This window comes from Paraglaciecola sp. (genome assembly GCF_030730205.1).
Lineage (GTDB): Bacteria > Pseudomonadota > Gammaproteobacteria > Enterobacterales > Alteromonadaceae > Paraglaciecola.
Genome location: NZ_JANQVQ010000159.1, coordinates 1 through 13,944 on the forward strand (window position 1 = coordinate 1; position 13,944 = coordinate 13,944).

At 43.1% G+C, this 13,944-nt stretch carries 8 protein-coding genes; 2 read left to right on the forward strand and 6 right to left on the reverse strand.

What is annotated here, in order from left to right:
• A partial coding sequence (locus NWQ57_RS10815; protein WP_306022161.1) for an Ig-like domain-containing protein occupies positions 1-2,453 on the forward strand: 2,453 nt, incomplete at its 5' end.
• A 544-nt stretch (positions 2,454-2,997) separates the two neighbouring features.
• On the opposite strand, the gene NWQ57_RS10820 is transcribed toward NWQ57_RS10815, so the two are convergent.
• The 4 genes from NWQ57_RS10820 to manD all read right to left on the reverse strand — a co-directional run bounded on the left by NWQ57_RS10820 (position 2,998) and on the right by manD (position 8,060).
• The gene (locus tag NWQ57_RS10820) at positions 2,998-3,792 is read right to left on the reverse strand and encodes a hypothetical protein (RefSeq protein ID WP_372340910.1); all 795 of its coding nucleotides are present in this window, start codon (positions 3,790-3,792) and stop codon (positions 2,998-3,000) included.
• Between the two features lie 81 nt (positions 3,793-3,873).
• A complete protein-coding gene (locus NWQ57_RS10825; RefSeq protein WP_306022163.1) occupies positions 3,874-5,646 on the reverse strand; it encodes a transporter in 1,773 nt (590 codons plus the stop codon).
• 8 nt (positions 5,647-5,654) lie between these two features.
• Complete coding sequence (locus NWQ57_RS10830) at positions 5,655-6,797, reverse strand: Gfo/Idh/MocA family protein (protein ID WP_306022164.1); 1,143 nt, start codon at positions 6,795-6,797, stop codon at positions 5,655-5,657.
• A gap of 45 nt (positions 6,798-6,842) precedes the next feature.
• Positions 6,843-8,060, reverse strand: coding sequence for a D-mannonate dehydratase ManD (gene manD, locus NWQ57_RS10835; protein ID WP_306022165.1), 1,218 nt, complete (start codon positions 8,058-8,060; stop codon positions 6,843-6,845).
• A gap of 124 nt (positions 8,061-8,184) precedes the next feature.
• On the opposite strand from manD, the gene NWQ57_RS10840 reads away from it, so the two are divergent.
• Positions 8,185-9,189, forward strand: coding sequence for a LacI family DNA-binding transcriptional regulator (locus tag NWQ57_RS10840; RefSeq protein WP_306022166.1), 1,005 nt, complete (start codon positions 8,185-8,187; stop codon positions 9,187-9,189).
• 166 nt (positions 9,190-9,355) lie between these two features.
• Here NWQ57_RS10840 and NWQ57_RS10845 read toward each other — a convergent pair whose 3' ends face one another.
• Entirely contained in the window at positions 9,356-10,336 is a 981-nt protein-coding gene (locus NWQ57_RS10845) for a leucine-rich repeat domain-containing protein (protein WP_306022167.1), read from the reverse strand.
• Between the two features lie 168 nt (positions 10,337-10,504).
• Positions 10,505-13,477, reverse strand: coding sequence for a TonB-dependent receptor (locus tag NWQ57_RS10850; protein WP_306022168.1), 2,973 nt, complete (start codon positions 13,475-13,477; stop codon positions 10,505-10,507).
• Positions 13,478-13,944: the final 467 nt, after the last annotated feature.

The window sequence follows — 13,944 nt, forward strand, 5'->3', positions numbered from 1 at the left end:
CAGGTTTTAACTTAGAAGTTTTGGCAACCAACTCAGCACCCAATGCCGCTGACGATGACTTAACCTTGCAGTTTAGTTTGGATAATCTCTATCAAATTGATGTGCTGCTAAACGACAGTGACCCAGAGGACGATGCTCTTACTATCACTGCCGCCAATGCCAGTGCGGGACAAGTGAGTATTACGGACAATAAGCTAATGTTTACTGCGCCAGATAATTTTAATGGCACAGTAATGTTAAATTACAGCGTGAGCGATGGTGAATTTAGTGACACTGCTACTGTGAGTTTATTAATCGAGGGCAGTAATCCAGATGCACCCCAAATTACCGTACCTGCGGATATCATTGCCGATGCCACTGGAATATTAACCAAAATAGACCTAGGTGTTGCAACTGCGGTAGATGCAGCTGGAAATCGTTTAGCTGTCAGTTTAGATAACGGATTGCCAATTTTTAAACCTGGCAAGCATGTATTATATTGGCGTGCAACCGATGCTAACGGACTAAGCAGCGTTTCGAGTCAATTATTAGAAATCCATCCTTTAATTTCGGTAGAAAAATTTAAAGTGACGGCAAATAACACTATGGTCACGGTTAATGTCTTGCTCAATGGTGTTGCACCTACCTATCCTGTCTATGTTCCGTATACCGTCAGTGGTAGTGCTCTGTCTATGAGCGATCATGATTTAAGTGACGGTGAATTCGAAATATCATCAGGCACAAGTGCAAGCATAAGCTTTAATGTGTTTGCCGATTTAAGCGGGTCAGTTGAAAAAGACATTGTTATTAGCTTGGATGGAGATTTAAATTTTGCACCGAATATCAGTGCTCAAGTTCTTATCTCCGAGCAAAATCTTGCACCCACACTGACATTAACGGCCAGTCAGCAAGCTGAAACCGGCTCTTGGTTCAGTGCAACTGCAGGTCCTATCAAGGTTGATGCGCAGGTGTTCGATGCAAACGCTGGCGATGATGTAACATTGCAATGGCTTGCTGATGCTTCTCTTGTCAACCTATCTGCAGCGTCTGATACTTTCGAATTTGACCCCGCATTGCTTGACGAGGGGACATACAAAGTGGCGTTAATGGCAACGGATGATGCCAACGAAGCACTCAGTATTACCAAAGAGATTTACCTGCGTATTGTTGCAGCTTTACCTGTGCTTGGCAGCGGTGACAGCAACAACAATCTGATCCCAGACATTGATGATGGTTTAGGTGATAACAATGGTAATGGTATTCCCAATTATTTAGACAATGTGCCGACCAATAATATCTTGCCGCAACTCAATACGGTGACTAATTCTTTCTTACTGGAATGCGACCCTGGCGTGCGCTGTGGTTTAGGCGCTTTTGCCTTAGGTGGTCAATCGGGCGGAGCACAGATCCTCGACGGTGAAATGGGTGGATTAAACCCAATACCATTAGATGAGGATTTCAGGTCAGTAGGTGGAATTTTTGATTTTGTGATAGATGAACTCCCTATCCGGGGCCAAACAGTACGCATTGTCATTCCTCAGCAGGCGCCTATTCCCGCGGGAGGTACTTATCGCAAATTCCAACAAGGTCGTTGGGTAAGCTTTATCGAAAATGCCAATAACAGCCTCCATTCTGCTCAAGGTGATGTTGGTTATTGCCCTCCACCGGGTGCAGCGGCATGGCTCCCTGGCTTAATTGAAGGTTATCTTTGTGTGCAATTAACCATTGAAGACGGCGGGCCAAATGACGATGACGGTTTGGTTAACAACGCCGTAAGTGACCCTGGTGGTGTTAAAGTACCAAGCAGCAGTAGCCAAGCGCCACAGGCTGTCGCTGACAGTTATTCATTGCAATGGGAACAAACTCATCAACTTGATGTGCTAAGCAACGATAGTGATAGTGACAACGACCCCTTGACCATCAATTATGCCTCTGCGGACTTTGGTACTGTGGAAATTAACTCAGATGCTCAAAGCTTGTGGTACAAACCGCAGTTAGACTTTATTGGCACAGATGTTATCACCTACAGCATCAGTGACGGCAACGGCGGGACTGCAAGTGCGTCAGTAACGATTAACGTTTATTACAACCGAGCACCCACCATTGGCAATATGACAGTCACAACCAATAGTGTTACATCCATCGATATTGCTGTACTGCACACCGCCAGTGATACAGACGGCGATCCGATCAACATTATCCATGTTGATGCACAGCAAGGCGTAGTGACGTTTAATGCTAACAATGTAATACACTACACGCCGCTCGTTACCTTTGTTGGCACCGATGTTATTAGTGTGCAAATCAGTGATGGTCGGGGTGGGCTCAGTACTGCAGAAATCACGGTTAAAGTATCAGCAAAGAAATCGTCTGGAGGTAGCACATCAATTGGCGCACTAGCCCTGTTGCTATTGTTCGCCGCTTGTCGCCGACGTAATTCTGTTATGTCGAGTGTTACGTCAACAAACGCATAGTAGTTTGCTTTTTTTCGACCTCAACGTCGCTCTTTAAATATTTTTATATTCATTGAGTGATTTGAGGTCAAACTTGAATTGGCATTGATAAACAACCTTACCCAGCATTGCCCTATTAAATATAGGCAATATCGTACAATCCTGAATAACTAATACCAACCCATTAAATAAATGTACACTCAGCGAGAATTTAAAAGCACATAATCAAGGCGCTTGAATGAAGTAATAGTGGCGTTCTTTCGAGTTCGAGCAACGCTGAGTATGTGCTTTTAAAACTAGTCCAAAGGGAACACCCCAGTGGATAAGGCTCTGCATTTTCGCTATTTCAAAGGATAAGGCCATTCCTGCACAAAAATGTCTGGAACATTTGTGAACAGCTTCGCTGGCTTTAGCGAAAGGCAGGATGCCTGAAGTATAGCGACGCCTTGTCCCTTATCCGCTGGACGCGTTCTAAGTGCCTATTTATTTAAAGGAATTGGTATATACCCAAGCAACCTGAAGATGCTGAAACGCGTATCTTCAGGTTGTTTGGGTATAAATATGACTACTCGTGAATAATGCTTTTGATGCTTTGCTCAACAGTTTGATAGTGTGTCGACTCAACAAATCCAATTGAAAAGGTTTGTGGCGTGGTCAGAAATTTGTTTTTTTCACTGCGACCAAAACCTAACACTGTCATGTGAGGGCGACTAACATAATCGTCTGGATGTTCATCATCTTCATGGTGCAGCAGGTACAACATACGTGAGCTTTTTATATCACCAAAGGCAAACCATTCTGGCGAGGGTAAATCGCCTATAAAAGTTTCATGGATGCCATGTCTTTTGTTGTCAGCAGAGGCATACCAAAAGTCACTATCATCCATTTCGCCACCTGGCACACCTTCATATTGCACCCAGTAGTGATAACCCTGACTGACTTGGGTCATGGTAAAATCCAAGCGTTGTGGGTAAAAGTCCCATTGCCCCTGCCATTTACCGTTACCTGAAGTAAACACGATACGCACATGCTGTGGCGAGTCGATTTCAACCACTGAAGTGGATTTATCAGTGCTGGCATTTAGTGCATGAAAATAGTCGCCATCTTGTTTATGAATGGCATTAGGGAATCCACGATATTCACCTTGGTGACCCGAGCCTTTAGTGTCGTTAAAGCCTATCCAGTCTACCCCGTCGACATCCAGCATGCTGGATAGCCCACCACCGTCTTTTTCAAGATAAAACGTGGCATTGGCAATACTTACTATGTAGGCAGGTAGTCCACCTGCCGACTCGTCAGTTCCATGACTTAAACTCACTTTTTTTTCGTCGTGTAGGGCATTACAGCCCACTATCCACATCACAAGGCTTAGCACAACTAAGGGTCGTTTTAGGTTTGCAAACATTTGTTTGACTCCTTATACAATTAAACCAAACCCAAGTTACCCAACTTGGGTTTTATTTTTAAGTGCTTTGGGTTTGGCGCTTCTTTTCAGCAAAAAGCCCATTATTAATATTGTCAACGCACACAGCACAAACACCAGTCGTCCCCACATTGGGTTGGGAATTAACATCATGGCCAATACGCCAAAACCCATATACATCACCATAGAGCCTAGTTTATCGCGCTGCTGTCTGTCGTAATCATCTTGTTCAGCGTCAGCGATAAAAGGGGTCTCAAAATCGGTAAAAAAGCGATCGGTTTCTTGTTTATGATGATCATTTTCTTCTTTATAGAAAAAAGTAGTGGCACAGAAAAACCCTGCGGTGAAGACTAAGTGAGCTCCGATAGTGATCATTAAGTTGATGTCTACCGCTTCACGACGGGTGAATTCTTGCGCCAGACCCAGCCAATTAGATAATAGTTCAGGCGTTAATATATTCACCGAGAACCAAGATACAAACAGACCAATTGCGACTGTTACCCAAGGCGCCCACTGGGGGATACGTTTAATAAATAAACCAAAGATAAGTGGGATAAGTAGCGGCACTTGGATCATGGTTGAAACATTCATCATCAATTCAAATAGACTAAGCTCGGTCAGTGACTTGAAAAATAAGGCCACTGCAATAACCAATATTCCACTGATAAAGCTGACAAAGCGGCTCACTTTAAGCAGGTGTATATCGTTTACTTCTTGTTTCTTTTTAAGCAACAAGGGTTGGTAGATGCTTCTGACAAATATACCGGCGTTTTTATTTAAGGCTGAATCCATAGAAGACATAGTGGCGGCAAATAAACCAGCCAATAACAAACCCACTGTGCCTATTGGCATAGCATTACGGGTAAACACTAAATACACAGCATCTGCGGCTTTATTACCCAACTCAGGGTAGGCTGCTGCTGCGTCTGGATACAAAATAGCAGCCGCCCAAGGGGGAATAAACCACACAATACTGCCAACGCCCATCAAGCCCATGGCCAACAAGGATGCTTTACGTGCATTTACTGAATCTTTAGCGTTTAAAAAACGAAAAGAGTCGTGCAAGTTCATAATGGTAATCATTTGCTTGGCTAAAAAGAATACAAAGGAGCCAACTAAAATCACCCCGTAGTTCATGTCTGGGCCCATGACAAAATCCACTGGAAAGTTTTCCACTAGTTCAACCGGTCCACCTACCATTACCAAAGCCACAATGGCACAGGCAATGGAGATAACCGCAACAACTAAGGTTTGCACAAAGTCAGAAGCAACCACGCCCCATGCACCAGAAAGTACAGATACAAAGACCACGGTTAAGCCAGTTGCTATGATGGTTAGGGTAATGTCGGCATCAAACACAGCACTGGTAAATACCCCCAAAGCGTTGAGCCACACACCAGCATTAATAAAGCTAAATACGATGAGAGCCCACGAAAAAAATTGTTCATTTTGCGGGCCAAAACGGCGTTTGATGCCCTCAGTTGGCGTATCCACCCGCATCTGGCGAAAACGGGCAGAGAAATAAGCCCAACCACAAAAATAGGCAAAGGTATTAGCAAAAAACACTAGGCTAATGGCAAAGCCGTCGGTGAAGGCTTTACCCGCCGCACCGGTAAATGTCCAGGCTGAAAACTGCGCCATAAAGGCCGTCGAGCCGACCATCCACCACAACATTCTACCGCCGCCACGGAAGTAGTCACTGGTTGAGTTTTTTGCCATATCTTTAAAGGCAAAACCAATACCTACAATCAGTACAAAGTATCCTACTATGACTAAATATTCATATAACATAAGTTGGCCTAATATTGCAGGTGACTGACGTCAACCCAATTATCATTTTTACGAATGAGATCAATAAGTTGCTGATATTGAGCCCCCTCTTTAAAGGTTTGATATGGCGCCACGGTCTCACCCTTAATATCCTTGACTAATTCTCTGATGAGGTAGCGCCAGTTTCTTTCAGTATCACCTTCAACTGCAGGGATATTGTCGACTATGTCTTGCGGTAATGGGGTTTCTTGCCACTGCTTGTTTTCAGCGTAAATATATAAGGGGCCACTGGCATAATGGCCTTTTATGTATATCGCCCCTTTGCTGCCATAAATCACTATATGGTCTTCGTTAAAACGCGGATGTAAACCACCGTGTTTGAACAATACCGATACGGGTTTGCTAGCCAGTTTGCTTTCTAACTGAGCTAATACGGTGTATGACCATTCCACATTGGATTCACCCCACTTAAGCGCGGGATCATTAAGATCTTCAGGAATATAGTCACGGCGATTTTTAAAGTTATGTACACCTTCAACAATGGGCGCCTTGCCCAAGTCATCACGTACTTCGCCCATGATGGAAAGAATTTTTTCACCCACTATGGAGGTAACAATAGATAACTTATGGGTGAAATTATTATTCAGGCGACCACCGCCATCCTCTTTACGATGGGACCAGCCAAAAGGAATGTCTCGCTCTAAATTAAAGTGGGAAATACACTCCACTTCTAAGGGCTCACCTATTACACCCGCTTCAACTAAACGTTTGGCATGGATCACATCGGGCATATATCTGAAGCTCGAAGCAAAAGCCGTTTTTACCTTTTTCTGGGTGGCTAAGTCATAGAGTTTTTTGGCTGATTCACCACAGGCTGTTAATGGTTTATCGCTAAATACATGGCAACCAAATTCGATGGCTTGCTCAATGGCTTCTTCATGGGCGCCGCCCGGAGTGGCAATCGAAACCACATCAGGCTGACAGTCAATAAGGGCTTGTTGCCAGTCGGTGCCGCCATAAGGAATATTCATGTCTGAGGCAACTTGTTGCACCACACTTGCTGTGCGCCCCACAATGCCAACCACTTCAGCACCTGCATATCTAAAGGCTTCTGCGTGACCTTGGCCGGCAAAACCTGTTCCCTGAATCAAAACTCGTATTTTTTTGCTCATGTTATTTATCTCGACTTATCAAAACGTAAATTGACAGTAGACGCACTACCAGTTCCATACTGTGCCGTCTTCCAAACGACTCACTGGCAGGTAGGAACGTTTATAGGGGTATTCTTTTGCTGCCTCTTCATCAAACTCAATGCCTAAACCGGGAGCATCATTAAGGTAGGCCATGCCGTCTTTCACTTCGAAGCCATGTTTAAATATTCGAGCAGAGTGGGCATTCCCAAAACCAACAAATTCTTGAATACCAAAGTTAGGTGCCCAGATATTCAAATGCATGTGGGCAGCAAAACAAATGGGTGAAAGGTCAGGTGCACCATGGGGGGCGATTTTTACATTATAAATACTGGCAAAATCGGCAATGCGTCGTAACGCGGTAATGCCACCTGCATGGGTAGCAGCCACGCGGATGTAATCAATTAACTGATTTTGAATGAGATCTTTACAATCCCAAATCGTATTATAGGTTTCACCTATGGCCAGCGGGACAGTAGTGTGCTGTCTAATAACCTTATAGTTATCTTGATTTTCAGCCATGGAGGCATCTTCTAAAAAGAACAAACCATAGGGCTCTAATAATTTGCCCAATCTGGCTGACTCAATAGGAGTCAAGCGGCTATGTACATCGTGCAGTAGTTCTACACTATTGCCTAAGCGAGCTCGAGCTTGTTGAAAAAGCTCAACGATCATATTGAAGTACTTTTGCGTGCTCCACTCTTCTTCTGGGGGTAAAGGTCGACTGCCTTGCAGCTCAAAATAATCCGCTTTATCACCAAGCACACCGTAAGTGACATTCAAACCTGGCACAGCACACTGCAAACGCACGGCTTTAAAGCCTTGTTTGATATGAGCCTCGGCTTTATCCAAAGTGTCTTTTATGGTTTCGCCACTGGCATGGGCGTACAAGGTCACACCTTTTCTGCTTTTACCACCCAGTAATTGATAAACAGGTAAACCCGCTGCTTTACCTTTGATATCCCAAAGTGCCATATCTATCGCCGCGATGGCAGCCATATTGACCGGCCCTTTACGCCAATAAACGCCTTTGTAGAGGTACTGCCAGATATCTTCGATCTCATGGGCATTTCGCCCAATCAAGCAGGGAGCCACATGCTCTTGTAGATAAGTGACAACGGCCATTTCTCGGCCATTAAGGGTGGCATCGCCGACGCCATAAAGGCCTGCGTCAGTAAAAATTTTTACGGTGACAAAGTTTCTGCCGGGGCTACAAACAAATACTTTAATTTCTGTAATTTTCAACGTAAAGCCTCTTCAATTAAAAATGATTAAATACTTACTAAACCGGTTTAGTTGAACAAATTATCATAATATTGCAATATGTCAACATCTCACCAAAAAATTAGTCCACAGATAATAAATACCCATGGCCAAAGTAAAATTAATTGATGTTGCTCTACTAGCTGGCGTCTCTAAAAGCACAGCTTCCCAATTCCTTAATGGTCGTTTTGAGTTTATGTCGAAGGACACTCAAGAGCGAATTAGAGCGGCGGTGGGTGAACTGGATTATGTGCCTAATCCCATTGCCAGAAATCTCAAGGCCCATAAAACTAAAACTATAGGAGTCATCGTGAGAGATATCACGGGTTTCTATACGAGTAAAACTATCCGTGGGGTAGATGATTGGTGCAAACAGAATGACTATAACGCCTTAATCTACAATACAGATTTTGACTCAGCCATTGAAGCAAAGTCGCTGGAGGCCTTATATCAACTGCGTGTTGACGGTATCATCATCGCGTCATCAGGTAAAAATACTAAACTCATAGCCCAGTACGTAGAAAAAGGAATGCCAATAGTACAGTTTCAGTTAGAGCACGATGGTAGTGAAAAAAATATTATCTTGTCAGACTATAAACAGGCTGCTTTTGATGCCACTGAATACCTAATTAAGCTTGGTCATAAACGCATCTGTTTTGTGACACAAGACTTTAAAAAAGTAAAATCGCGAAACGAGCGTTACCAAGGTTATGCAGATGCTCTGAATAAATATGACATTCCACTTGAGCCAGCATTAATTCAATATTGGCAACGTGAAACAGGTTTGCAACACTCCATCGCACAAATCATCAAGTCAGCAGCCCCCACCGCTTTTTTTGCTCAGCATTTGGCTATCACTACCGATTTGCTAAGTGCATTGAATCAAGCGCAGATCGCCATACCCGATGATGTTTCGTTAATAGGTTTTGATGATTTGCCCATGGCAGAGTTTTTTAAAGTCCCGATCACTGTTATTAAACAAGAGCCTTACATGATTGGTGTGGAAGCCGCTAAACTACTACTCAACAATATTAGTGACGTTAATAAAGCCGCGCAAAAAATCATGATTTCCTGCTCTTTAATGACAAGGCAGTCTTGTAGACAAATATAATAGCCATCACCACAGCACTCACTTTGCTGTGGTGTAGGCAATAAATTTATATTGTCAAAACCCACGAACTAAATCGGTTTAGTTCTTATTTAAAATTAGTGCATTTTAAGATAGTAAAATGCACTAATACCAGTGGCTATGCATAGGGTTTCTCTTTGAGTTTGCCCTAATCTACAATAATGGCTCTGTAGCTATTAGCAAAATCTGCAGGCAAAACAACATCTCCAGCATTTACCACACTTCCATCACTTGCTTGCCACCTCACCGACTTAGTTACGGGAGAGCCCTTGGGTAAAACAAAACTTTTAAAATCACTATTAATTTTAAACGTATCCTCGCCAATGAATGTAAGCCCAGCAGGCAAATCCACATGGCTTAGGCGGTTAGCAAGAAAGGCTTTATGGCCAATGGACTTAAGCCCAGCAGGTAAATCCACATTGGTTAAACGGTTGTCTCGAAAAGCACTATCCTCAATGGTCGTAAGCCCAGCAGGCAAATCCACACTGATTAAAAAATTCACATTAAAAGCACTATCCTCAATGGTCGTGATCCCTGCAGGCAAGGTCAAAGTGGTTATACGGTTATTCTGAAAGGCAAAATCGCCAATTGACTTAACCCCAGCCGGCAAATCCACAATGATTAAACTGTTATCTCGAAACGCACTACTTTCAACGGACGTAAGCCCAGCAGGCCAAGTTACATGGCTTATGCTGTTAGTTGCAAAAGCACTATTTTTTATGGTTGTAAGCCCAGTAGGTAAATTTACTCTGGTTAAGGTGTTGAACTCAAACGCACCATCTCCAATGGACGTAAGTCCAGCAGGCAAAGTTACCGTGGTTAAGCGATTGTTCTGAAAAGCCTTATCTCCAATAGTAGTCAGTCCAGCAGGCAAATTTACAGCAGTTAAGCTCTTATCTTGAAAAGCGTTATCACCAATCCCTGTTACTAAGTGCCCATTAATCTTCTCGGGGATAATAATAGCGGATTGATAATTTCCTCCACTAACGTTAGTAAGATTCGTGGACGTAATCTTCCCATTGTCTACCGTCACATCAGTAGATTTAAGGGTATAAGGTGTTTGCGCTTTGACTGTAAAAGTGAATGCAAACAAAACAAGGGTACTTAATAAAATTCTACTCATCTTCATATCGATGCTCTCTGGGTATGCTGTATTTGAAGTGTTTGGAATGTATGGCGTTCCAGCACATATCAATTAATTCAACGATGTTTTGCTCAATAAGGGGCGGGCCATATTTCTATATAGCCCGACACTTTTCTTGTTATATCAATTGGTTAAAGCGATTTCTCTGACATTTTACCAGCGATAACTAGCGCCAAGTGTTACACGACGGTCGGTAAGGCCTTGGAAACATAATAATGCTCCACTGTTAACACATGATTGTGATACTTCAGACTCAGTTAAGTTGACGCCTTCAAGTCCAATATTTAATTGCTCAGTTACATCGTAACTTATGCTGGCATTTAGCTGCCCTCTGTCTTCTTGAACAACCATGAATCCCCAAGGGTAACTAGATGTACTACCAAAATCTTCTGAGCGATGAGCTTCACGCCATGTATATCGCATTCTGGCTGAAAGGCCGTATTTTTCGTAGTACAAGGTGAAGTTATAAGCATTTTCAGAAAGGTCGGGTAATCCATGTAAAGCTGACACTTCTATACCGTCAATACCTGTTGTGGCTGCAAATATTTCATTAGGACGACTTGCGGCATTATCAACTGCTTCACCACCATCAAACTTCTGGATCGTATAGTTGGCTAAAACACCAAAACCAGATGCCCAACCTAAGTCATCTTCAAAGCTAGATAAGTCAAACTGGACTGCCATTTCAAGCCCTTCTTGCGTGGTTTCACCTGTGTCATTGATGGTTGTCGACCAAGGTACACATACGCCCACACCAACAGGACCAAATACGTTTATATCTGCAATGGGGTTCCAAATACCACCTTGCTCACACACTGGGCCAATCGTATCACGGAAGCCAGTCACTGGATCTTGATAGGGGTCTACTTGCTGCCCAGCAAATAAGTCGCTACGTGTTTTATGGAAATATCCAATGCTTAATACACTTGCTTGCGTGAAATACCACTCAGCCGTCAGGTCAAATGAGGTAACTTCTTCAGGCACTAAATTTGGGTTACCAACTGAAACTGGTGGGTTAGGACTAGTGCTATAGGTAACTGAAGTTGAAAGGTCGTCAAAGTCAGGACGACGAATATCTTTGCCCCAACCGGCACGCACTACGATGTCGTCTGTTACATCAGCAACAATGTTGATCCTAGGTAGTAAAAAGTCGTAATCACCCACTGTTGTTACTTGTGACACTGTAGGGTTGCCATTTACATCTGTAGTGATTGAATTACCTGTTGAAGCCACTTCGGTCTTTAAATAACGAACACCAAAGTTACCGCGTATATAATCGGTAGCAAAATTTGCTTGCGCATAAAGAGCGCTCGTCGTTTCTTCGATATCAAAAAATGCGCTAACTTCTGACGTGGGTGCAGTAATAGGAGTTGATCCACCATGTGCAGTAACGGCATCATTTAGAATGCGTAACACATTATCTTGGTCGGCAGTAACCATATCAGGATTGATCATCAGGAAATCTTTAACAAATAACTCTCGACCATCTGCGTCGCCAAAGTTATCTGGGCCAGCGGTAAGAAGCTCAGCGAATAAGTCACCTCTAGGGCTGTCTGCATAAGTTCTTAAACCAACGTTAGCACGGATCTGATCCGTCATACTTGTTGATTTACTATAACGCAAACCAAAGTCGACGCTAGTTAACGCAGACCAATCTAAGCTATAAGTAAAATCAGTACGCAAGGCCTCTTCAGTGTTTTCAGTGCGATCTCGCGCCGTTTGTACGTCACGTAAAATGTAATTTGCTGGATCCATCATATCTGCAGCCGTTGGTGCGTTGGCTTCGCCATAGGCGATGCCAAACGCTAACGAACCACCCGTTAAATCATAAATGAATGGTGTGCCATTTTCATTGGATGAATTATTGGCTGCGTTGGGGTTTTGGAAGTTAAGTGTGGTGTTAATTCGAGGGTTAGTCGAGTTAGAACTTGACGATGACGCTTCAACGACTACTTTAAGGTTTTCACCTTGCCATTCGCCACCCAATCTAAATATTTCGCTCTTGGTTACCCGCGAGCTGGTATCGGCCGCAACACGCAAATTTGGATCGGCTCCACCCACTTCAACAGGAATAACGCCTTTAGTTGCTGCTTGGATACTACCAAGATCCAAACCATCTAAAATACCAAAGTTAACAGTTTCAAAGGCACTAGGAACTCCAACACCAATTACATCACTTACGCCTGAAGCTTGGATTGATGAACTTTCTGCATAACGCTGTTGATCATTGATAGTGGCATCAAAATAAAACTTCAACTCGGAATTGGGCGCCCATTCTAATGAACCAGCAAAATTCACTGTTTCATATTCATCATTATCGTAATCTTGGTTAAGAAATTGTATTCCAAGAAAATCAAAATCTTGCGCGTTGGGCGTTCCGCCATCTGAGGTAACAACGTTATCTCGGTCAACACGAGGACGGAAAGCGGTTACGTCTTGCTCTGCATAACTAGCGCTGAAAACAACACCAAATCTGCCTTTGTCAGTATCCCAATTGTCACCGTAGGTACCAGATAATCGAGGCTTAACACCATCGGTTGAAAGGCTACTGGATTCACCTTGGACTCTGACTGACGCTAAAGTTTCGCTTAATTGAAGAGGACGAATAGTGCGCAAGTTGATAGTACCACCGACGGAACCTTCGATGGTTTTTGCATCAGGAGATTTGGTGACTTCAACACCTGCAATTATTGAAGCTGAAACATCTTCAAAATTAATACCACTACGACCAGCTCCAGACCCAACAGTAGAAACACCATTAATTTCAGTTCGGTTTGCGTTAGTACCACGGATTTGTACGCCCGTACCCACACCCGCAGAACGAGTAATTTGCACGCCTGTTACATTCTCTAACACCTCAGCAAGGTTTTGGTCAGGCAATTTACCAATATCTTCTGCTTGAATAATCTCTACCAAGTTAGCTGAATCGCGCTTTTCTAACAGTGCACTTGTAAGGGCACTACGTATTCCACTTACCTGTATAACTTCAATATCTCCATCAGCTTGAGCTTCTTGCGCCAAAATAGTCGGCGTTGCCAGCATCGCCACTAACGCTGCACTGTAAATTGCGGTATTGGTTCTACGACTATTCAGTACAGAACTTATTTTATTAAGTTTAGTTTTCATGCGGTCTCCATTTACTTTGTAGTGTCATATTCATTGTTTATGTTTTGGCATTTTGTAAATAAATTGTTTCAAGGGCGGGGCCAGTCGGTTTGTAGTCTCTATGCTGAATAAACACTGTGTGTTCGTTATGCATACACATTTTGGCCTCATACTTGGCTGCCTATCCAATTGATTATCGGCGACAACAAAACCGATTTACTAAACCGGTTTATTTAATTAAATTAACATATACTTACAAAATGTCAACATTCAAATATTTAGCGTTTTAAAGAATGCCTAGTAGTTCAGCCGGAGAAGGAAAATGGCTGTTGAGCGTCCGACAATTCTATCTGGGATGTAGCAACATACCTTGGTGGCAGTTGCTCGATAGCGTCGTTTTTAGCGGTAAGTCTGACTGTAAGTGCTTGCGCTTGGGTTTATGACAAGTGGAACTGATATTTTTTATTAGTTTGAAAACTAAATCACAT

Bases quoted from the DNA above. Each gene is read 5' to 3' on its own strand.
- NWQ57_RS10820 (WP_372340910.1), bottom strand. From the start codon at position 3,792: ATGTGGATAGTGGGCTGTAATGCCCTACACGACGAAAAAAAAGTGAGT.
- NWQ57_RS10825 (WP_306022163.1), bottom strand. From the start codon at position 5,646: ATGTTATATGAATATTTAGTCATAGTAGGATACTTTGTACTGATTGTA.
- NWQ57_RS10830 (WP_306022164.1), bottom strand. From the start codon at position 6,797: ATGAGCAAAAAAATACGAGTTTTGATTCAGGGAACAGGTTTTGCCGGC.
- NWQ57_RS10840 (WP_306022166.1), top strand. From the start codon at position 8,185: ATGGCCAAAGTAAAATTAATTGATGTTGCTCTACTAGCTGGCGTCTCT.
- NWQ57_RS10845 (WP_306022167.1), bottom strand. From the start codon at position 10,336: ATGAAGATGAGTAGAATTTTATTAAGTACCCTTGTTTTGTTTGCATTC.
- NWQ57_RS10850 (WP_306022168.1), bottom strand. From the start codon at position 13,477: ATGAAAACTAAACTTAATAAAATAAGTTCTGTACTGAATAGTCGTAGA.